Source organism: Pseudomonas sp. PIC25 (genome assembly GCF_002286785.1).
Classification (GTDB): domain Bacteria; phylum Pseudomonadota; class Gammaproteobacteria; order Pseudomonadales; family Pseudomonadaceae; genus Pseudomonas_M.
Genome location: NZ_MUJY01000079.1, coordinates 1 through 21518, shown reverse-complemented (window position 1 = coordinate 21518; position 21518 = coordinate 1). Strand labels below are relative to the sequence as shown.

Sequence of the window (21518 nt, the reverse complement as noted above, 5' to 3'; positions counted from 1 at the left end):
TCGGAATCAACGACGTTGCAGGTGCCAGGACCGCGCGGCGATCACTGCCAGGGTCAGGGCGGTCAGCGGCAGGACGAAGCCGATCATGCCGGCGCGGAATTCGCTGATCAACGGCGCGCCGGTGGCGAACAGCACCAGGTACAGCGTGTAGGCCAGGTAATAGCCGAAGAACAGCAGGCCTTCCCAGCGGTTGATCCGGTAGCCGGAGAAGAAGATTGGCAGGCAGGCCACGGCCACCGCGATCATCACCGGGAAGTCGAAGGCCAGAGCATTTGGTGAGACGGAAATCGCCTTCGGCGAGACCAGCGAGGCAAGGCCTAGCACGCAGAGCAGGTTGAAGATGTTGCTGCCGACCACGTTGCCCACGGCGATGTCGCGCTCGCCCTTGAGCGCGGCGAGGATGGAGGTCGCCAGCTCCGGCAGCGAGGTGCCGATTGCGATGACGGTCAGGCCGATCACCAGTTCGGACAGGCCCAGGGCACGGGCCAGGGAGACGGCGCCTTCGACCAGGAAGTTCGAGCCGGCCACCAGCAGGACGAGGCCGCCGATCACCAGCAACAGGTTGACCAGCCAGGCGAAGCGCTTGGGTTGTTCGTGCAGGCCGAACTCTTCGGCGAACTCGTCGTCGCTGGCGGCAGCCTTGTCGCGACGGCTGCTGATGATGAGGAAGGTCGTGTAGGCCAGTACGCCACTGAACAGCAGGGCACCGTCGAGACGGCTCAGTTCGCCGTCCCAGGCCAGGGCGAAGGTAACCAGGCTGGCACCGATCATCAGCGGCACGTCCAGGCGGATCAACTGCCGGGAGACGACGAGCGGGGCGATGATCGCCGACAGGCCGAGAATCAGCAGGACATTGGCGATGTTGCTGCCGACGACGTTGCCGATAGCGATATCGCCGCTGCCGTTCAGCGCCGCCTGCACGCTGACGGCCGTTTCCGGGGCACTGGTGCCGAAGGCCACCACGGTGAGGCCGATCACCAGGGGCGGGATGCCGAAAATCGCCGCCAGCCGTGCTGCGCCGCGCACCAGAACTTCCGCGCCGGCTACCAGCAGGATGAGGCCGGCGATCAGGTAGACAAAAGTCATCAACGTCATTGTCGAGCTCCAGAAAAGATTGCGCGTAGCTTAACGATCCGCCTTGCCGGCGCCAGCGGGGGATGGCAACGGATTGTTACGATGTGCGTCGCCGTTCAGTCGACCAGGCTCTCGACGCGGACGGGTACGACGCCGGTGCGGATCATGTCCAGTTGCTGGGCGGCCTTGAACGAGAGATCGATGATGCGCCCACGGCCGTAGGGGCCGCGATCATTGATACGGACCACCACGGTGCGGGCATTGTTCAGGTTGGTGACCCGGACCCGGGTACCGAACGGCAGCGTCCGGTGGGCGGCGGTCAGGGCGTTCTGGTCGAAGCGCTCGCCGCTGGCCGTGCGTCGGCCATGATGACGGGAACCGTAATAGGAAGCCTTGCCCTCGGCGCGGTAACCGGAGGGATCGATGCGTTCCTCCTCGCCGCCGGGGCGAAGACCGGCACAACCGCCGAGCAGCAGGGACGATACGAGCAGTGCGGATACCCAGCGGGGCCGGGCGAGGCTCAGGCGCATCACGGCTCTCTTCTTATTGTCGAGACGACGAGAAGCGTAACGAAAGTGCGGGGAAGGTGAAACGGGAGCCGACGCGGCCGGCTCCCGGCAGGCACGTCAGCCTTCCAGCTTTTTCTTCAGCAGTTCGTTGACCTGCTGCGGGTTGGCCTTGCCTTTCGAGGCCTTCATCGCCTGGCCGACGAAGAAGCCGAACATCTTGCCGCGCTTGGCTTCGTCGCTGGCGCGGTATTGCTCGACCTGCTCGGCATTGGCGGCCAGTACCTCATCCAGCATGCTCTCGATGGCACCGCTGTCGGTGACTTGCTTGAGACCCTTGGCTTCGATGATCTGGTCGGCCGTGCCTTCGCCGTTGGCCATGGCCTCGAAGACCATCTTGGCGATCTTGCCGGAAATGGTGTTGTCCTTGATCCGCAGGATCATGCCGCCCAACTGTTCGGCGGATACCGGCGACTGCTCGATCTCCAGGTCCGACTTGTTGAGCAGGCTGGCCAGTTCGACCATCACCCAGTTGGCCGCCAGCTTGGCGTCGCCGCAGATGCCCGCGACCTGCTCGAAGTAGTCGGCCATCTCGCGGCTGGCCGACAGCACGCTGGCGTCGTAGGCGGACAGGCCGAACTCGGCCTGGAAGCGCTCACGCTTCTGCTGCGGCAGCTCCGGCAGGGTGGCGCGCACCGTGTCGAGGAAGTCCTGCTCGATCACCACGGGCAGCAGGTCCGGGTCCGGGAAGTAGCGGTAGTCGTTGGCTTCTTCCTTGCCGCGCATGGAGCGGGTCTGGTCCTTGTTCGGGTCGTACAGGCGGGTTTCCTGGATGACCTTGCCGCCGTCCTCGATCAGTTCGATCTGGCGCTGGATTTCATGGTTGATCGCCTTCTCGATGAAGCGGAAGGAGTTGACGTTCTTGATCTCCGCGCGGGTACCGAACTCGGCCTGGCCCTTGGGGCGCACCGAGACGTTGCAGTCGCAGCGCAGCGAGCCTTCGTTCATGTTGCCGTCGCAGATGCCGAGGTAGCGCACCAGGGCATGGATCGCCTTGACGTAGGCCACGGCCTCCTTGGCGCTGCGGATGTCCGGCTCGGAGACGATTTCCAGCAGCGGGGTGCCGGCGCGGTTCAGGTCGATGCCGCTCATGCCATGGAAGTCTTCGTGCAGGCTCTTGCCGGCATCTTCTTCCAGGTGCGCGCGGGTGATGCCGATGCGCTTGACGGTGCCGTCTTCCAGGGTGATGTCCAGATGGCCCTTGCCAACGATGGGCAGCTCGTACTGGCTGATCTGGTAGCCCTTGGGCAGGTCGGGGTAGAAGTAGTTCTTGCGCGCGAAGACGTTCTTGCGGCCAATCTCGGCATCGATCGCCAGGCCGAATTTCACGGCCATCTTCACCGCTTCTTCGTTGAGTACCGGCAGCACGCCGGGCATGCCCAGGTCGATCAGGCTGGCCTGGGTGTTCGGTTCGGCGCCGAAGGTGGTGGCGCTACCGGAGAAAATCTTCGATTGAGTGGCGAGCTGTGCGTGGATTTCCAGCCCGATCACGGTTTCCCATTGCATGTGAATCGTCCTCAGAATCCGGCCGGAGCGCGTGTGTGCCAATCGGTCGCCTGCTGGTAGCGGTGCGCTACGTTGAGCAGGCGGGCTTCCTGGAAGTACGGGGCGAGCAGTTGCACGCCCACCGGCAGGCCGGCGGCGAACCCGGCGGGCATGGACAGCCCCGGCAGGCCGGCGAGGTTGGCGGTGATGGTGTAGATGTCTTCCAGGTACTGGGCGACCGGGTCGTTGTTCTTCTCGCCGAGCTTCCAGGCCGGGCTCGGCGTGGTCGGGCCGAGAATGACGTCCACTTCGGCGAAGGCCGCCATGAAGTCGTTCTTGATCAGCCGGCGGATTTTCTGTGCCTGCAGGTAATAGGCGTCGTAATAGCCTGCGGACAGGGCGTAGGTGCCGACCATGATGCGGCGCTTGACCTCTTCGCCGAAACCTTCGGCACGGGAGCGCTTGTACAGGTCTTCGAGATTCTCCGGGTTGGCGCAGCGGTAGCCGAAGCGCACGCCGTCGAAACGCGAGAGGTTGGAGGAAGCCTCGGCCGGGGCGATTACGTAGTAGGCCGGGATCGCGTGCTTCATGTTCGGCAGGGAGATTTCCTTGACGCTGGCGCCGAGCTTCTTCAGCTCCTCGACGCTGGCCATGACGATCTCGGCGATGCTCGGGTCGAGGCCGGCGCCGAAGTATTCCTTGGGCAGGCCGATGCGCAGGCCGTCGAGCGGCTTGTTCAGCTCGCCGAGGTAGTCGTCGAGGGGCTGGTCGACGCTGGTGGAGTCTTTCGGATCGAAGCCGGCCATGGCCTGCAGCATCAGCGCGCAGTCCTCGGCGGTGCGGGCCAGCGGGCCGCCCTGATCGAGGCTGGAAGCGTAGGCGATCATGCCCCAGCGGGAGACGCGGCCGTAGGTGGGCTTGAGGCCGGTGAGGTTGGTCAGTGCCGCCGGCTGGCGGATCGAACCGCCGGTATCGGTGCCGGTCGCTGCCGGCAGCAGGCGCGCGGCCACCGCCGCGGCGGAACCGCCGGAGGAGCCGCCGGGCACGCGCTCGAGGTCCCAGGGGTTCTTCACCGGGCCGTAATGGCTGGATTCGTTGGCCGAACCCATGGCGAACTCGTCCATGTTCAGCTTGCCGAGGGTCACGGTGCCGGCGGCGGCGAGTTTCTCGACCACGGTTGCGTTGTACGGGGCGACGAAGTTGTCGAGGATCTTCGAGCCGCAGCTGGTGCGCACGCCCTGGGTGCAGAACAGGTCCTTGTGGGCGATCGGCGCGCCCAGCAGGGCACCGTCCTCGCCGGCAGCGCGGCGCGCATCGGCGGCCTGGGCCTGTTGCAAGGCCAGCTCCTCGGTGACGCTGATGAAGGCGTTGAGCTGCGGGTCGAGCTGATCGATGCGGGCGAGTAGCGCGCGGGTCAGTTCGACGGAGGAGAATTCCTTGGCGGCGAGGCCGCGGGCGATCTCGGCCAGAGTCAGTTGATGCATGGGACTTCCTTACTCGATGACCTTGGGAACCAGATAGAGGCCGTCTTGCACCGCCGGGGCAATGGCCTGGTAGGCGTCGCGGCGGTTTTCCTCGGTCACCGCGTCGGCGCGCAGGCGCTGGGTGGCTTCCAGCGGGTGGGCCAGGGGTTCGATGCCTGCGGTGTCCACCGCCTGCATCTGGTCGATCAGGCCGAGAATGTTGTTGAGGGTCTCGGTGGTGCGGGGCAGATCGGCTTCGTTCAGCCCAAGGCGGGCGAGGTGGGCGATCTTTTCCACGTCGGAGCGTTCAAGCGCCATCGGGTGTCTCCAGAAGAGGCGGCCGGCGGAAAGCGGGCGTGACCGTGCGAAAGATGCGGGGAACGGATACCGCGAACGGGCGGTCAAAGGCCGCGATTTGGGGCTGCGAAGCCCGGGAAAACCGGCAATTTAACATAGTGCGCGCCTTGCCCAAAATCCCCGTCGTTGTTAGAGTTTGCCGCACTTTTTTACCCACGCGTTGCCCTAGGGTCCCTCTCCCATGTTCAAGAAACTGCGTGGCATGTTTTCCAGCGATCTGTCGATCGACCTGGGCACTGCCAATACCCTTATTTATGTGCGCGAGCGCGGCATTGTGCTGAACGAGCCCTCCGTGGTCGCCATCCGTACCCACGGCAACCAGAAGAGTGTCGTGGCGGTCGGTACCGAAGCCAAGCGCATGCTCGGCCGTACCCCGGGCAATATTTCCGCCATCCGCCCGATGAAGGACGGCGTGATCGCCGATTTCAGCGTCTGCGAAAAGATGCTGCAGTACTTCATCAACAAGGTTCACGAGAACAGCTTCCTGCAGCCCAGCCCGCGCGTGCTGATCTGCGTGCCGTGCAAGTCCACCCAGGTGGAGCGCCGTGCGATCCGTGAGTCTGCCCTCGGTGCCGGCGCCCGCGAAGTGTTCCTGATCGAAGAGCCGATGGCCGCGGCCATCGGTGCCGGCCTGCCGGTGGAAGAGGCACGTGGCTCGATGGTCGTCGATATCGGCGGCGGCACCACGGAAATCGCGCTGATCTCTCTGAACGGCGTGGTCTACGCCGAGTCCGTCCGCGTCGGCGGCGACCGCTTCGACGAAGCCATCATCACCTATGTGCGCCGCAACTACGGCAGCCTCATCGGTGAATCCACCGCCGAGCGCATCAAGCAGGAAATCGGTACCGCCTATCCGGGCGGCGAGTTGCGCGAAGTCGACGTGCGTGGCCGCAACCTGGCCGAAGGGGTGCCGCGCAGCTTTACCCTGAACTCCAACGAAGTGCTGGAAGCCTTGCAGGAATCCCTGGCGACCATCGTCCAGGCGGTGAAGAGCGCCTTGGAGCAGTCGCCGCCGGAACTCGCTTCCGATATTGCCGAGCGTGGCTTGGTGTTGACCGGCGGTGGCGCGCTGCTGCGCGACCTGGACAAGCTGCTGGCCCAGGAAACCGGCCTGCCGGTGATCGTCGCCGAGGACCCGCTGACCTGCGTAGCCCGTGGCGGTGGCCGTGCCTTGGAAATGATGGACCGGCACACCATGGACCTGCTGTCCACGGAGTGAGTGCCGAGCGGCGGAATTGCGCGCAGGCTGACCGTTTCCGGCGGCCTGCGACTCGCCGCCCGAGAGCATCTGCGGTCTGCCACGCATCGGCCCTGTCCGGCAGGTGTCGGTTCGCGATGTCGTAGTCAGGCTCTGAGCCCCTAGCTGCGAGGAATTCGCCATTAAACCGCTTTTCACCAAGGGACCTTCGCTGGGCACGCGCCTTCTGGTGCTGGCCGTGCTTTCGGCTGCCTTGATGGTGGTGGATGCGCGTTTCGAAGCCCTGAAGCCGGTGCGCAGCCAGATGGCGCTGGTGCTGACCCCCTTCTATTGGCTGGCTGACCTGCCCGTGCGTCTGTGGGACGGGGTCACCCAGCAGTTCACCAGCCGCAGCGAGCTGCTTGCCGAGAACGAGAAGCTCAAGGCCGAAGCGTTGCTGATGCAGCGGCGCCTGCAGAAGCTGGCCGCCCTCACCGAGCAGAACGTACGTCTGCGCGAGTTGCTCAACTCCGCCGCGCTGGTCGACGAGAAGGTGCTGGTCGGCGAGTTGATCGGCGTCGATCCCAACCCGTTCACCCACCGGATTCTCATCGACAAGGGCGAGAAGGATGGCGTGTTCCTGGGGCAGCCAGTCCTAGATGCGCGAGGGTTGATGGGGCAGGTGGTGGAAGTCATGCCTTACACCGCACGCGTACTGCTGCTCACCGACACCACACATAGCATTCCGGTGCAGGTGAACCGCAACGGCCTGCGGGCCATCGCCACCGGTACCGGCAACCCGGAGCGCCTGGAGCTGCGCCATGTGGCCGACACCGCCGACATCAAGGAAGGCGACCTGCTGGTGAGTTCCGGTCTGGGACAGCGGTTTCCGGCCGGCTATCCGGTGGCCACGGTGAAGGAGGTCATCCACGACTCCGGCCAGCCTTTCGCCATTGTTCGCGCGGTTCCCACCGCTGCGCTGAACCGCAGTCGCTATCTGCTGCTGGTGTTTACCGATACCCGTTCGCCGGAGCAGCGCGCCAACGACGCCGCCGAGGCGCAGGAAGAAGAAGATCGCAAGGCCGCCGGGCAGCCTCCCGCCGCTGCGGCGCAGCCGGCCCCCGAACAGCCGGCGGTACCGGCCGAGGGAGCACAGTGATGGTTGCCGTTCGTTCGAGCAATGGCTGGGTGATTTGGCTCAGCTTCGCCGCCGCGCTGCTGCTCAGCGTGGCGCCCATGCCGAATTTCATGGAAATTGGCCGCCCCTTGTGGGTAGCCCTGGCGCTGACCTACTGGACCCTGGCATTGCCGCACCGGGTCGGGATGACCACCGCCTGGCTGCTGGGGCTGGCCGAGGATGTCCTCTACGGCAGTCTGCTTGGGCAAAATGCCTTGATTCTCACCCTCATCACCTTCCTGGTACTGTCGCTGCACCAGCGCTTGCGCATGTTCCCGATGTGGCAGCAGAGCCTGGTGCTGATGGTGGTGTTCGGCCTGGCCCAGTTGGTACAACTGTGGCTCAATGCGTTGACCGGCAACCGTCCGCCGACCCTGGCGTTCGTGCTGCCGGCCCTGGTCAGCGCCTTGCTCTGGCCCTGGGCCTGCGTGCTTCTGCGTGGCCTTCATCAGCGTCTGAACGTCAACTGAGCGGGCCCGTGGCCTGCGTTCCCTCGACACGGAGAAGTCTGCATGGCCACGCTCTATCTGGCCTCCGCATCGCCGCGCCGGCGCGAACTGCTGGCGCAGATCGGCGTACCTTTTGTGACGCTGATCGCTTCGATAGATGAAAACCCCTTGCCCAACGAGCCGGCGAACGCCTATGTAGAGCGTCTCGCGCGCGAAAAGGCGCTGGCCGGATTCGCGCGAGCGAACGACACGGTGGATGCCGTGGTGCTTGGTGCCGATACCGCGGTGGTGCTGGACGGGCGGATTCTCGGCAAGCCGCGGGATCGCGATGAGGCGCTGGACATGCTGCAGGCGCTGTCCGGCCGCGAGCACGAAGTCCTGACGGCGGTGGCGCTGGCCAGCGAAGAACGCTGCGAGTCATGCGTGGTGACCAGCCGGGTCGGCTTCCGTCCGTTGAGCCGGGCCGAAGCGGAAGCCTACTGGGAGACCGGTGAGCCGCGGGACAAGGCGGGCAGCTATGGTATTCAAGGGCTGGCGGCGGTTTTTGTCAGCCATCTGCAGGGCAGCTACTCGGCGGTGGTGGGGTTGCCGCTCTGCGAAACCGCGCAATTGCTGGCCGGGTTCGGTATTCCGTGCTGGCAGTCGCAGGCGGCCGATAACAATTAGAAGTTGCAGGTGGGCTGTGTCGAAGTAATGGCTCCCCGCCGCCAGCTTCATCTCATCGAGATGTACGCATGAGCGAAGAAATCCTGATCAATATCACGCCGATGGAATCGCGCGTGGCGGTGGTGGAAAACGGTGTGCTGCAGGAAGTGCATGTCGAGCGCACCCAGCGGCGCGGCATCGTCGGCAATATCTACAAGGGCAAGGTCGTCCGTGTGTTGCCGGGTATGCAGGCGGCGTTCGTCGATATCGGCCTGGAGCGGGCCGCCTTCATCCATGCCTCGGAGATTTCGACCCGCGAAGGCAGCGCGGTGGAAAACATCAGCACCCTGGTGCATGAAGGGCAGAGCCTGGTGGTGCAGGTGACCAAGGACCCGATCGGCTCCAAGGGCGCCCGCCTGACCACGCAACTGTCGATTCCCTCGCGCTATCTGGTCTACATGCCGCGTACCAGTCATGTTGGCATCTCTCTGAAAATCGAGGACGAAGGCGAGCGCGAGCGCCTCAAGCAGGTGGTGGCCGACTGCGTCAGCGCCGAGGGGATCGAGGAGAGCGGCGGTTTTATCCTGCGCACTGCCGCCGATGGTGCGCGTCCGGACGAGATTCTGGTGGACATCCGTTACCTGCGCCGGCTCTGGGACCAGATTGCCGCGCAGATGCAGAATGCCTCCGCGCCCTCGGTGATCTACGAAGACCTCAGCCTGGCCCTGCGGACCCTGCGCGACCTGGTAAACCCGAAGATCGAGAAAATCCGTATCGACTCGCGGGAAACCTTTCAGAAGGTCAACCAATTCGTTGCCGAGCTGATGCCGGAAATCGCCGATCGCCTGGAGCATTACCCCGGCGAGCGGCCGATCTTCGATCTGTACGGCGTGGAGGACGAGATTCAGAAGGCGCTGGAACGCAAGGTCCTGCTCAAGTCCGGCGGCTACCTGATCATCGATCCGGCCGAGGCAATGACCACCATCGATGTGAATACCGGCGCCTTCGTCGGCCATCGTACCCTCGAAGAAACCATCTTCAAGACCAACCTCGAGGCGGCCACCGCCATCGCCCGCCAACTGCGCCTGCGCAACCTCGGTGGGATCATCATCATCGACTTCATCGACATGGAGGACGAGGAGCATCAGCGCCAGGTGCTGCGCACCCTGGAGAAGCAACTGGAGCGGGATCACGCCAAGACCAACATCATCGGCATCACCGAACTGGGCCTGGTGCAGATGACGCGCAAGCGCACCCGCGAAAGCCTCGAGCAGATTCTCTGCGAGCCCTGTGTCGCCTGCCAGGGGCGCGGCAAGCTGAAGACGCCGGAGACCATCTGCTACGAAATCTTCCGCGAGATTCTGCGCGAGGCGCGTGCCTATCAGGCGGAAGGTTACCTGGTGCTGGCCAACCAGAAGGTGGTGGATCGCCTGCTCGACGAGGAGTCGGGAAACGTCGCCGATCTGGAAGCCTTCATCGGGCGGACCATCAAGTTCCAGGTCGAGGCGATGTATTCCCAGGAGCAATACGATGTGGTTCTGCTGTAAGGGTTCGCACTGAGCATGGATCGCCTCGTACGCCTGTTCATCGCTCTGTTGCGTTTTTCCCTGGGGCTCTGTGCGCTGGGTCTGGTCTTGGCGGCACTCTACGTGAGCCTCGGTCGCGAGCTGGTGCCGTTGGTGGCGGAGTACCGTGCGGAGGTGGAGGCCAAGGCGCGGGAAGTTCTCGCGGCGCCGCTGCGGATCGATCGCCTGGAAGGTCGCTGGCGCGGCATGGCGCCCTTGCTGGTTGCCCATGACGTGACCGTCGGCGAGGGCAGCGACGCGGTGCGACTGGATCAGGTACGGATGATCCCGGATGTGCTGGGCAGCCTGCTGGCGCGGCAACCGCGACTCGCCAGCCTGGAGTTGGACGGCTTGCAACTCAGCCTGAAGGAAGAAGAGGGTGGCCGCTGGCGCGTGGAAGGATTGCCACTGCGCGAACCGGGCGAGCCGCTGGCGCCGGAGCAGGCCATTGCCCAGCTGCGCAAGATTTCGCGGCTTTCGCTGCTGAACAGCCAAGTCACCTTGGAGCCCCGCAATCACGCTCCGCTCAGCCTCACCTATGTCAGTCTGACCTTGAGCAGCGGCATCAGCCGGCAACGCCTGGATGGACGGCTGCGGTTGCCGGATGGGCAGCCGGTCAGTTGGCAATTGCGGACGCGTTTGCGCCCGCAAGGATGGGCCGCCACCACGGCCGAGCTGTATCTGAGCCTGCCACAGAGCGACTGGGCATCGTGGCTATTGCCTTCCCTGACCAAGGATTGGAAGGCCGAGACCCTGAAGGCCGGTGGCGAACTCTGGCTGAACTGGGACCAAGGGGCGGTACAGAAAGTCGTGGCACGCCTGCATGCACCGGAGCTGAAGGGGGCGTATGCGGACCGCAAGGCTGTAACCGTTCAGGACTTGGCGTTGACGGCTTATTTCAACCGCAACCAGCAGGGCTTCGACCTGTTGGTGGATTCCCTGGCGCTCAGCCTGGGGGACACACGTTGGGGCGAAATGCGCATTGGCGTGACCCGGCAGAAGCTCGAGAACGAGGACGAGCGCTGGCAGGTCAATGCCGACCGCCTGGACCTGGCCCCGTTGACGCCCTTGCTGAAGGCCCTGGCGCCGCTACCGGAAAAGGCTGCGGAAGTCATCCAAGGACTCAAGGCGCGCGGGGCGTTGCGCAATGTGCAACTGGCCTATCGGCCCACACGCGAGGATGCCGAGCGGCTGCATTTCTCCGCCAACCTGGATCGTATCGGCTTCGATGCCTATGGCGGGGCGCCGGCGGCGGAGAACGTCAGCGGTGGTATCGAGGGAAACCTGCAGCAGGGTGAGCTGCGGGTGGCGTCGGAGAATTTTTCCCTGCACCTCGACCATTTGTTTCCCCAGCCCTGGCAGTACCGCCAAGCCAGCGGCCGGTTGCTCTGGAAGCTGGACGACGAGGCGTTCACCCTGGCGGCCCCCTACCTTCGGGTGGACGGGGACGAGGGCAAGTTGGCTGGCGATTTCCTCATCCGCCTGCGGCGCGACCCGGGCGAAGAGGACTACATGGACCTGCGCGTCGGCTTACGCGACGGGGATGCCCGCTACACCGAGAAATACCTGCCGACCCTTTCGCCCGGGCTATCTCCGGAGCTGGCTACTTGGCTGAAAAGCGCGATCCGCGGCGGTGCGGTGGACGAGGGCTACTTCCAGTACCAAGGCTCTGTGAACAAGGGCGCCGAAGATACCGCCCGCAGCCTCAGTCTGTTCTTTAAGGTGCATGACGCGGAACTGGCGTTCCTGCCGGGATGGCCCGCCTTGCGCGAGGCCCGTGGCGAGGTGTTCATCGAGGACACCGGTTTGCGTGTGCAGGCCTCCGATGGCAAGTTGCTGGACAGCCGGATCGACACGGCGACGGCTGCCGTACCCCACGCAGGGCCGGATGGCATACCGCGCCTGTTCGTCGAGGGCAGCGTGACGAGCAGCCTGGGCGATGGTTTGAAGATCCTCCAGGAAGCCCCAATCGGAACTGCCGAAACGTTTGCCGGTTGGCAAGGACAGGGCCCTTTGAACGGGGCGCTCAAGCTGGAGATTCCGTTACGCAAGGGCAACAAGCCGAAGGTGCAGGTGGATTTCGCCACGCAGGATGCTCAGCTCAGGGTTGCCCAGGCGAACCTCGATCTATCGCAATTGAGCGGCGCTTTCCGTTTCGACAGCGAGCAAGGCCTGAGCGCACCGGATATCCGTGCCCAGGTGTTCGGTCGTGCCGTGCGTGGCAAGGCCGTTGCGGAAGGGCACGGCGGTGCGGCGCAAACGCGGATCGAGGCCCGTGGGCAGATTGCATTGAAGAGCCTGACCGACTGGCTGGCGGTCAGCCAGCCGTTGCCGTTGTCCGGTGAGTTGCCTTACCAACTCCGCCTGACTCTCGATGGTGCCGATAGCCAACTGCGTGTCGATTCCAACCTCAATGGCCTGGCCATCGATCTGCCCGCGCCCTTCGGCAAGAAAGCGAGCGAGACCCGCGATACCACTTGGCGGATGACCCTGCAGGGCAATGAGCGGCGTTACTGGCTGGACCACGCCGAGCTGGCCAGCCTGGCCTTTGCCGCTCCGGCAGGCCAGTTGGCCGAGGGGCGCGGCGAGCTGCGCCTGGGGTCGGGGGCCGCCAGTCTGCCGGGTGGCAAGGGCCTGCGTGTGCGTGGGCGGATCGACGAGCTGGACTGGTCAGCCTGGCAGACGGTGGCGAAGCAATACCGCAGCGAACAGGGTAATGCCCAGCAGTTGCTGCGTAGCGCCGACCTGAGGATTGGCCGCTTCCAGGGGTTCGGTACCGACATCGCCGATCTGGAGGTGCAACTGGCGCGTACCGATGCGGCGTGGCAACTGGATTTGGATAGCGCTCTGATCAAGGGCCGCGTAGGGCTCCCGGACAGTGCCGAGGCACCGCTTCAGGTCGCCTTGGAGCATCTGCGGCTGCCGAAGGCCGAGCCGCAGGAGTCGGAGCAGCCGGATGCCCCCGATCCCCTGGCCAATATGGACCCTCGCCAGATTCCGGCGATGGACGTACGCATCGCCCAGGTTTCGCAAGGTGATGCGCCGCTGGGCGCCTGGTCGCTGAAGAGCCGGCCGAACGAAAAGGGTGTGCGTTTCAACGAGCTGAACCTCGATCTCAAGGGGTTGAAAATCCAGGGCAATGCGGGTTGGGAGGGCGTGCCGGGGAATGCCTCCAGTTGGTACAAGGGCCGTCTGCAGGGAGAAAACCTCGGCGATGTCCTGCTCGCCTGGGGGTTCGCTCCCACCGCGACCAGCGAAAAGTTTCATCTGGATGTGGATGGCCGCTGGCAGGGCTCGCCTGCCTGGGTCAGCCTGAAGCGGTTCTCCGGCAGCCTGGACGCGAGTTTGCGCAAGGGACAGTTCGTTGAAGTGCAGGGCTCGGCTTCCGCCTTACGGGTATTCGGTCTGCTCAATTTCAATTCCATCGGCCGCCGGTTGCGCCTGGATTTCTCCGACCTGCTCGGCAAAGGGCTGAGCTACGATCGGGTCAAGGGCGTTCTGGTGGCGAGCGAAGGTGTCTATGTCACTCGCGAGCCCATTACGCTCACCGGGCCCTCGAGCAATCTGGAACTGGATGGCACGCTGGACATGGTCCGCGACCGTATCGACGCCAAGCTGGTGGTCACTTTGCCCGTGACCAACAACCTGCCGCTTGCCGCCTTGATCGTCGGGGCACCGGCCGTTGGCGGCGCGCTTTTCGTGGTGGACAAGCTGCTCGGCGACAAGGTGGCGCGCTTCGCCAGTGTGCAATACAAGGTCGAGGGGCCCTGGCAGGACCCGGCGATTACATTCGACAAGCCTTTCGAGAAGCCCCGCTAGGTTTTTCTTCCGTGTCGCAGAGAAGCGACCCGGCCGGCCGCTGCATGGAGTAGCATGCGGCCATCTCCCGAGGAAAAGACATGTCCCTTGCCGTGATTCAAATGGTCAGCCAGGACGACGTCCTGGCTAATCTGGCTACCGCTCGTCGCTTGCTCGAGCAGGCCGCCGAAGGAGGTGCGCGCTTGGCGGTGTTGCCGGAAAACTTCGCTGCCATGGGGCATCGGGACCTGGCCGGCATCGGGCGAGCCGAGGCCGAAGGCCGGGGGCCGATACTGCCCTGGTTGAAACAGGTCGCTCGAGACCTAAAGTTATGGGTAGTGGCCGGCACCTTGCCGCTGCCGCCGGACGATCGTCCCGCCGCCCGTGCGCATGCCTGCGCGCTGCTGGTCGATGAGCATGGCGAGCGGGTGGCGCGCTACGACAAACTGCATTTGTTCGACGTGGACGTTGCCGACAACCGGGGGCGTTATCGGGAGTCTGACGATTATGCCCATGGCAGTCGCCTGGTAGTCGTCGACACACCGGAGGGCCGATTGGGCATGACGGTCTGCTATGACCTGCGCTTTCCCGAACTTTACGGGGCGTTGCGCGATGCCGGAGCCGAGCTGATCAGCGCGCCTTCGGCTTTTACCGCGGTAACCGGCGAAGCGCACTGGGAAGTGCTGGTGCGTGCCCGGGCCATCGAGACTCAGTGTTATGTGCTCGCGGCCGCTCAGGGAGGGACCCATCCGGGACCGCGAGCCACTCATGGCCATTCGGCCATCGTCGATCCATGGGGGCGCGTGCTGGCCGAGCAGGACCAGGGCGAGGCGCTGCTGCTGGTCGAGAGGGATGCCGCCGAGCAGGCGGCGATACGCCAACGCATGCCGGTGCGCGATCACCGTCGTTTTTCTGTGTCGACCGTGGTGCGGTCGGCTTCGGAGTTGTCATGAGCGATCTGCTGTTACCCGTAAGCGAACACCTGCTGGCCCCTGGTGGGCTGAGCATCGACCAACTACCGTCTATGCTCGGCGAACTGGCGGGCCCCGGCATCGATGCTGCCGACCTGTATTTTCAGAGCCAGGTCTCCGAGTCCTGGGTACTCGAGGACGGTATCGTCAAGGAAGGCAGTTTCCACCTCGACCAGGGCGTCGGTGTGCGTGCCCAGTCGGGTGAGAAGACCGGCTTCGCCTATAGCAATGCGATTACCGCGCAGGCGCTGAGTGACGCAGCCCGCGCCGCTCGGTCCATCGCCCGGGCGGGACAGGAAGGGCGCGTGCAGGTCTTCTCCACACCGACGGTGACGCGCCTGTACGGCCAGGATAACCCGCTGGACGTGATCAGCCGGGCGGAAAAGGTCGAGCTGCTGCAACGGGTCGACGCGGCGACCCGAGCGCTGGACCCTCGGATCAAACAGGTCACGGTAAGCCTGGCGGGCGTCTGGGATCGCGTTCTGGTCGCCGCCAGCGACGGCAGCCTGGCTGCGGACATTCGACCGTTGGTGCGTTTCAACGTCAGCGTGATCGTCGAACAGAACGGCCGTCGCGAGCGTGGCGGCCAGGGCGGTGGCGGACGGAGCGACTACCGCTATTTTCTCAGCGAAGACCGTGCCATGGGCTATGCCCGTGAAGCGCTACGACAGGCCCTGGTGAACCTCGAATCAGTGCCGGCGCCGGCAGGTACCTTGCCCGTGGTACTCGGCTCCGGTTGGTCCGGCGTGCTGCTGCACGAGGCGGTCGGGCATGGCCTGGAGGGCGATTTCAATCGCAAGGGCAGCTCGGCCTACAGCGGGCGGATCGGCGAAAAGGTGGCCTCGAGCCTGTGCACCATCGTCGACGACGGTACCCTGGCCGGCCGCCGCGGTTCGCTGAGCCTGGACGACGAAGGGACGCCAACCCAGTGCACGACGCTGATCGAGAACGGCGTGTTGCGCGGCTACATGCAGGACAAGCTCAATGCCCGGCTCATGGGTGTGCCAGCCACCGGTAACGGCCGTCGCGAGTCCTACGCGCATCTGCCGATGCCACGCATGACCAACACCTACATGCTCGCCGGCGACAGCGACCCGGAAGAAATCATCGCCTCGGTGAAGAAGGGCATCTATTGCGCCAGTCTGGGCGGCGGGCAAGTGGATATCACCAGCGGCAAGTTCGTGTTCTCTACCAGCGAGGCGTATCTGATCGAGAACGGCAAGATCACCACGCCGGTCAAGGGCGCGACTCTGATCGGCAACGGCCCCGACGTGATGAACAAGGTGTCCATGCTGGGCAACGACCTGGCGCTGGACAGTGGTGTCGGAACCTGCGGGAAGGAGGGCCAGTCGGTGCCGGTGGGCGTCGGTCAGCCGACCTTGAAGATCGACGCCATCACCGTGGGTGGGACTGGAGGGTAAGGAGCAGCCTCAAGCTGCAAGCCATAAGCCGCAAGAGAAAGCCGTGCAGCTTGAGGCTTGCAGTTGTTTTTAGCGCAGGCCGCGTTTGATTTCGTCCAGTTCGCGGATGTACTTGAAGATCTTGCGAGCGGCGGTCGGTGGTTTGTTCCGGGCGCTTTCCTGCTGGGCCTGGCGGATCAGTTGGCGCAGGTGCTGGCGATCGGCATCGGGGTATTCGGCGACGAAACTGTCGAGGACCTCGTCGTCTCCGCCCAGCAGGCGGTCACGCCAGCGTTCCAGGGCATGGAAACGCTCGTTGTATTGACGGGTGGATGCGTCCACCTGCTCGACCAGGGCGAGGATGGCGTCGATGTCCTGGTCGCGCATCAGTTTGCCGATGTACTGGATGTGTCTTTTACGGGCGATGTGGGCGGTGTGCTTTGGTGCTTCGGCAAGGGCACGGCGTAACGGATCGGTCAGCGGCAAGCGGGCCAGCAGGTCGGGCTTGAGCGTGGTGAGACGCTCGCCCAGTTCCTGGAGGGCATGCAGTTCGCGCTTGACCTGGGATTTGCTCTTCTCTTCGGAGAAGTCGTCATCGAGAAATTCAGACATGGGGCGGGTCCGGTTGGAAACGCCGCCATGATAACCAGTCGGGGGCTGCTTGTCCGGCCCCGCCAGGTGACTGGCCCAGCAGGCTAGAGAAACGGAGTGGTTATGAGTGAAGTAGCAGTGGTGGGGCCGCAGGCGTTGCCGGACCTCGAGGCCAAGGTGGAACGCATCCTGACCGAGGCCAAACGGCAAGGCGCCAGCGCCTGCGAGGTGTCGGTCTCGGTGGAGCAGGGGTTGTCCACCACCGTTCGGCAGCATGAAGTGGAAACGGTGGAGTTCAACCGGGACCAGGGGTTCGGCATCACCCTTTACCTCGGCAAGCGCAAGGGCTCGGCGAGCACCTCGGCGAGTGGTGAGGATGCCATCCGCGAAACCGTCGCAGCGGCCCTGGCGATCGCCAGGCATGCCTCGGAAGACGAGTGCGCGGGGCTGGCCGATGCTGACCTGATGGCCCGAGACCTGCCGGAGCTGGACCTGTTCCACCCCTGGCCGATCACGCCGGAGCAAGCCGTCGAACTGGCCTTGAATTGCGAGGCGGCCGCCTTCGCCACCGATTCGCGCATTCGCAATGCCGACGGTACCAGCCTGAACACCCATCAAGGTTGTCGCGTGTACGGCAACAGCAACGGCTTCATTGGCGGCTATGCCAGTACCCGCCACAGCCTGAGCTGCGTGATGATCGCCGAAGGCGAAGGGCAGATGCAGCGCGATTACTGGTATGACGTCAGCCGCCAGGGCGAAGCATTGGCCGACCCGGCGAGCATCGGCCGGCATGCTGCGGAACGTGCCGTCCGCCGTCTCGGTGCGCGCCCGGTGCCGACATGCGAGGTGCCTGTGCTGTTCGCTGCCGAATTGGCCACTGGTCTGTTCGGGCATTTCCTGGCTGCGATTTCCGGCGGCAACATCTACCGCAAGTCTTCCTTCCTCGAAGGAGCTTTAGGGCAGCGGCTATTCCCCGAATGGATGAAGCTGGACGAGCGCCCGCATATTCCCCGTGCGCTGGGCAGCGCCACCTTCGATGGGGATGGCCTGGCGACCTATGCCAAATCGTTCGTCGAGCAGGGCGAGCTGTTGTCCTACGTGCTCAGCACCTATTCCGGGCGCAAGCTGAACATGCCGAGCACCGCCAATGCTGGTGGTGTGCACAACCTGTTCGTCAGCCATGGCGACGAAGACCAGGCTGCCCTGATCCGTCGGATGGGCCGTGGATTGTTCGTGACCGAACTGATGGGGCAAGGGCTGAACCTGGTGACTGGCGATTACTCCCGCGGCGCGGCGGGTTATTGGGTCGAGAACGGAGAGATCCAGTTCCCGGTTCAGGAAGTCACCATTGCCGGTAACCTTCGCGACATGTTCCTCGGCATCGTCGCAGTGGGTAAAGACTTGGAGCGGCGCAGCAGCATCAGCACGGGCTCGGTGCTCATCGAGCGGATGACAGTCGCGGGGAGCTAAAAAGCAGCGTCAAGCTGCAAGCTTCAAGAAAAAAAGCGTGAGCGTTTGCCGGAAGGGTGAAGTTCGCCTCAGCCTGGTTAGCTTGCAGCTTGCACGTTTATTCGCCTTCGTCGAAGCGGTTGTTGACCGCTTCGGAACTATTGTCTGGTCTGGAAAGCCCCGGTGTGGCGGGGCTTTCCGAGATATTTTCTGTAAGCGTGGGAAAATATTCTCCTTGGGTGTGGACGCAGTGTGGACACCTTTGACTGCGCCATTTTTCACTTCGTTGCGAAGTCTTTCACTGCATGAAATACCTACCTCCTAGCTAAGGCCCGCGCCATTGCTGGCCTCGAAACCCTTTTTCACCACCATCCCTGATTGCACAAAAAAACCACGTAAGGCCCGTCGGCGGGAGGGGGAGAAGTGCGTTTTGTCCGGAGTTTTCTCAGTGGAGCTGGATTTCTCAAGGCAACAGAAAACCGGCCGAAGCCGGTTTTGTCTCCACTAATTTATAGTATTGCGAGCTGCCGCACGAAGAGTCCGAGCAGCATGTAACGCCGTCCCTGCCTGGGGAATGCGAGAATATCTGCCGTGAATCGCCTAATGAGAGAGAACACAGTGTTCCAACAGGGACCGCAAAAGATTGAATCACTCACTGCATGCGCTAACGCCTGCAGGCAATCCTTGCGCTCTCTCCACATCGATCAAGCGTGTGGTCGGCCCATCAGGCCGCAGGCGCTCCAGCACTTCTTCCGGCCATTGATTGCGCGAACGGCGTTTGGATAGGGCGTAGACGAAGTCCTGAACGACATCCTTGGGATAAAAGAAAAGCTCACCGATCATGAGGGCGAGCGTCGTGGAGCGCCCATCCTCCCGCCACATCTTCCAAGTGATCTTGTAGGCGTCGCGATGGTTACGCTGATTGACAGCCATTTGCTCCCGAACGAACGCATCAGACGGACTGTTGGCGCCGTCCTCGTCGAACCACGGCCCGTTGTTCATGTAGGCCCGCAGGTATTCCCAAGTGTGCTGATTGATCGCGATGCTGCGGCATATGGGCACCACTAGGTTGACCAGAACCTGCTGTTCCGGCTTGCCGTAGCGGTGCATCAGCACTTCGATGGGCGCATGGCGCATGGCGCCGGTGTTCTGGTGCACCATCTCGTATTCATAGGTGGCCGCCTCGATCCCGTCCCAAGGCGTGTGGTACAGCTCGCCGTCCAGCTCGAAATACACCTCGCGGGTGCGGCGGTTGAACAGCGTGGGCAACGGTAGCGGATGGAGCATTTCCCAGGCGAACGGTACGGCAAAAAATGCAAGGGCCGCCCCAATACACTTTGAGAACCACCCGATGTCGCCATCTGCCAGAAAGCCAAGCCCAATCAGAATCGACCCAGCCCCCCCCATACCACCAAGCATTCCCGTTGGCATCCCTTTCACCATTTCCTCCCCACTCTTCAAGGCGAGGTAGTGCTCGGTGTGTTCGTCCACCTCGTTGAGCTGCATGGGCTTCTGCCCGGTGGGGCGGTCCGCGAACAGTGGGGTGATGGGGTATTGCGCACCGAACCGTTTGCCGATCATCGCCAGCAGCTTGCCTTTCAAATCCATGCCACGTCATCCACTTCGATGGCGGGCAGCGACACACCGGGCAGCGGTGAGTAGGTCAGCGTTCCCTTGATCTTCTTGATTCGCCCCAATTCCTTTTCCTCGTGATAGACCTTGCGGTAGCGCGCTACACCCCGTTCGTGCGGGCGACGTGTGCCGATGTCCGCCTCGAAGGCGCTGCCGGTCCACCGGACCAGCCGTGGCCATCCCAGACTTCCACGGCCTTGAAATGGAGCATCCAGTCCTGCAGGCAGGTTACTGCGCCACGCCAGTGGCCGCCTCGGGCGCAAGCCCCCGTGCATGCTCCAAATCGATCAAACGTGTGGTCGGTCCATCAGGGCGCAGGCGCTCCAGCACTTCTTCCGGCCATTGATTGCGCGAACGGCGCTTGGACAGGGCGTAGACGAAGTCCTGAATGGCATCCATGGGGTAGAAGAGCAACTCACCAATCATGAGGGCGAGCGTTGTCGGAAGTTTGTATTCCTGCCATCTCTTCCATGAGCGCTTATACGCATCCCGTCGGTTGTTCTGATTGATTGCCAATTGCTCTCGAACGAAGGAATCGGACGGACTGCTGTCCCCGTCCTCGTCGAACCATGGCCCGTTGTTCATGTAGGCCCGCAGGTACTCCCAGGTGTGCTGGTTGATCGCAATGCTGCGACCGACAGGTATCACCAGATTGACCAGAACCTGCTGCTCCGGCTTGCCGTAGCGGTGCATCAGCACCTCGATGGGCGCATGACGCATGGCGCCGGTGTTCTGGTGCACCATCTCGTATTCGTAGGTAGCCGCTTCGATCCCATCCCACGGAGTGTGGTACAGCTCGCCGTCCAGCTCGAAATACACCTCGCGGGTGCGGCGGTTGAACAGCGTGGGCAGCGGTAGCGGATGAAGCATTTCCCACATGAACGGCACAGCAAAAAAAGCGATGGCCGCCGTCAAGCATCCCAGGGCGAAATCCGTCTCGCCATGTTGTAGCGGGGGAATCATCGCCAAAAGGAATATAAGACTGCCTATTCCTCCTACTCCTGTCGGTAAGCCTTTTGCTATTTCTTCCCCGCTCTTCAGGGCAAGGTAGTGTTCCGTGTGCTCGTCCACCTCATTGAGCTGCATGGGCTTCTGCCCGGTGGGGCGGTCGGCGAAGAGCGGAGTTATGGGGTATCGCACACCGAACCGCTTGCCGATCATCGCCAGCAGCTTGCCTTTCAAATCCATGCCACATCATCCACTTCGATGGCGGGCAGCGACACGCCGGGCAGCGGTGAGTAGGTCAGCGTTCCCTTGATCTTCTTGATGTACCCCAATTCCCTTTCCTCGTGATACAGCTTGCGGTAGCGCGCCACACCCCGTTCGTGCGGGCGTCGTGTGCCGATGTCCGCCTCGAAGGCGCTGCCGGTCCACTCCACCGGGCGTTCGATGTCATACAGGCCGGACCAGCCGTGGCCATCCCAGACTTCCACGCCCTTGAAGTGGAGCATCCAGTCCTGCAGGCGGGTTTGCCCCGGCAGGCGCAGGATAAGCCAAGTCGTTTCGATATGCCCCTTATGCGGGTGCAGCTCGACCAAGCGCTCCAAGTTGAAGGTGAAGGGGAACACCGTCTTGTACAGTTCGCGCATCTCGTCGGTGTAGCGGCTGGCCCAGTCGGCTGGCTTGACGCCGAAGCGGGTCTGCGCGATCCATTTTTCCAGCGGGGTGTTCTGGGTGTAGCTACGGGCCAGCAGGCCGGCGAGCACGGTGGTGGTCAGG

17 protein-coding genes and 1 pseudogene are annotated in these 21518 nt (G+C 63.5%); 9 read left to right on the top strand and 9 right to left on the bottom strand.

What is annotated here, in order from left to right; genetic code table 11:
* Window positions 1-6 precede the first annotated feature (6 nt).
* From BZL41_RS09755 to gatC, 5 genes are all read right to left on the bottom strand, one after another.
* Window positions 7-1095, bottom strand: a complete 1089-nt coding sequence (locus tag BZL41_RS09755) for a calcium/sodium antiporter (protein ID WP_095599110.1) — start codon at window positions 1093-1095, stop codon at window positions 7-9.
* Between the two features lie 95 nt (window positions 1096-1190).
* On the bottom strand, window positions 1191-1604 hold the full coding sequence (locus BZL41_RS09750; RefSeq protein ID WP_095599109.1) for a septal ring lytic transglycosylase RlpA family protein: 414 nt from the start codon (window positions 1602-1604) through the stop codon (window positions 1191-1193).
* Between the two features lie 96 nt (window positions 1605-1700).
* Window positions 1701-3146 (bottom strand): Asp-tRNA(Asn)/Glu-tRNA(Gln) amidotransferase subunit GatB, encoded by a 1446-nt coding sequence (gene gatB, locus BZL41_RS09745; protein WP_095599108.1) that lies wholly within the window; start codon window positions 3144-3146, stop codon window positions 1701-1703.
* A gap of 11 nt (window positions 3147-3157) precedes the next feature.
* The gene (gene gatA, locus BZL41_RS09740) at window positions 3158-4609 is read right to left on the bottom strand and encodes an Asp-tRNA(Asn)/Glu-tRNA(Gln) amidotransferase subunit GatA (RefSeq protein WP_095599107.1); all 1452 of its coding nucleotides are present in this window, start codon (window positions 4607-4609) and stop codon (window positions 3158-3160) included.
* Window positions 4610-4618: 9 nt separating this feature from the next.
* Window positions 4619-4906 carry an Asp-tRNA(Asn)/Glu-tRNA(Gln) amidotransferase subunit GatC gene (gatC, locus tag BZL41_RS09735; protein ID WP_095599106.1) on the bottom strand — a complete coding sequence of 96 codons (288 nt, stop codon included), beginning with the start codon at window positions 4904-4906 and terminating at the stop codon, window positions 4619-4621.
* A 220-nt stretch (window positions 4907-5126) separates the two neighbouring features.
* Between gatC and mreB the strand changes: the two genes are divergently transcribed.
* The 8 genes from mreB to tldD all read left to right on the top strand — a co-directional run bounded on the left by mreB (window position 5127) and on the right by tldD (window position 16148).
* Window positions 5127-6164 (top strand): rod shape-determining protein MreB, encoded by a 1038-nt coding sequence (gene mreB, locus BZL41_RS09730; protein WP_084336527.1) that lies wholly within the window; start codon window positions 5127-5129, stop codon window positions 6162-6164.
* 160 nt (window positions 6165-6324) lie between these two features.
* Window positions 6325-7281 carry a rod shape-determining protein MreC gene (gene mreC, locus BZL41_RS09725; RefSeq protein ID WP_095599105.1) on the top strand — a complete coding sequence of 319 codons (957 nt, stop codon included), beginning with the start codon at window positions 6325-6327 and terminating at the stop codon, window positions 7279-7281.
* A complete protein-coding gene (gene mreD, locus BZL41_RS09720) occupies window positions 7281-7769 on the top strand; it encodes a rod shape-determining protein MreD (protein ID WP_084336529.1) in 489 nt (162 codons plus the stop codon). The genes mreC and mreD overlap by 1 nt, the downstream gene beginning before the upstream one ends.
* 42 nt (window positions 7770-7811) lie before the next feature.
* The gene (locus BZL41_RS09715; RefSeq protein WP_095599104.1) at window positions 7812-8414 is read left to right on the top strand and encodes a nucleoside triphosphate pyrophosphatase; all 603 of its coding nucleotides are present in this window, start codon (window positions 7812-7814) and stop codon (window positions 8412-8414) included.
* A 68-nt stretch (window positions 8415-8482) separates the two neighbouring features.
* Window positions 8483-9940, top strand: coding sequence for a ribonuclease G (rng, locus tag BZL41_RS09710; protein ID WP_095599103.1), 1458 nt, complete (start codon window positions 8483-8485; stop codon window positions 9938-9940).
* 15 nt (window positions 9941-9955) lie between these two features.
* The gene (locus tag BZL41_RS09705) at window positions 9956-13777 is read left to right on the top strand and encodes a YhdP family protein (RefSeq protein WP_095599102.1); all 3822 of its coding nucleotides are present in this window, start codon (window positions 9956-9958) and stop codon (window positions 13775-13777) included.
* A gap of 80 nt (window positions 13778-13857) precedes the next feature.
* Window positions 13858-14709 carry a carbon-nitrogen hydrolase family protein gene (locus BZL41_RS09700; protein ID WP_095599101.1) on the top strand — a complete coding sequence of 284 codons (852 nt, stop codon included), beginning with the start codon at window positions 13858-13860 and terminating at the stop codon, window positions 14707-14709.
* The gene (gene tldD / locus BZL41_RS09695; protein ID WP_095599100.1) at window positions 14706-16148 is read left to right on the top strand and encodes a metalloprotease TldD; all 1443 of its coding nucleotides are present in this window, start codon (window positions 14706-14708) and stop codon (window positions 16146-16148) included. The genes BZL41_RS09700 and tldD overlap by 4 nt, the downstream gene beginning before the upstream one ends.
* Before the next feature lie 69 nt (window positions 16149-16217).
* Here tldD and yjgA read toward each other — a convergent pair whose 3' ends face one another.
* Window positions 16218-16739 carry a ribosome biogenesis factor YjgA gene (gene yjgA / locus BZL41_RS09690; protein WP_095599099.1) on the bottom strand — a complete coding sequence of 174 codons (522 nt, stop codon included), beginning with the start codon at window positions 16737-16739 and terminating at the stop codon, window positions 16218-16220.
* A gap of 102 nt (window positions 16740-16841) precedes the next feature.
* On the opposite strand from yjgA, the gene pmbA reads away from it, so the two are divergent.
* Window positions 16842-18188 carry a metalloprotease PmbA gene (gene pmbA, locus BZL41_RS09685; RefSeq protein WP_095599098.1) on the top strand — a complete coding sequence of 449 codons (1347 nt, stop codon included), beginning with the start codon at window positions 16842-16844 and terminating at the stop codon, window positions 18186-18188.
* A 627-nt stretch (window positions 18189-18815) separates the two neighbouring features.
* Here the strand turns inward: pmbA and BZL41_RS09680 are convergent.
* The 3 genes and pseudogenes from BZL41_RS09680 to BZL41_RS28500 all read right to left on the bottom strand — a co-directional run.
* Window positions 18816-19775, bottom strand: coding sequence for a DUF6708 domain-containing protein (locus BZL41_RS09680; protein ID WP_256578120.1), 960 nt, complete (start codon window positions 19773-19775; stop codon window positions 18816-18818).
* Window positions 19776-20027: 252 nt separating this feature from the next.
* Window positions 20028-20987, bottom strand: coding sequence for a hypothetical protein (locus BZL41_RS09675; RefSeq protein WP_256578119.1), 960 nt, complete (start codon window positions 20985-20987; stop codon window positions 20028-20030).
* Window positions 20978-21518, bottom strand: a pseudogene (locus tag BZL41_RS28500) (hypothetical protein); the annotation flags it as partial. The gene BZL41_RS09675 and the pseudogene BZL41_RS28500, both read right to left, overlap by 10 nt.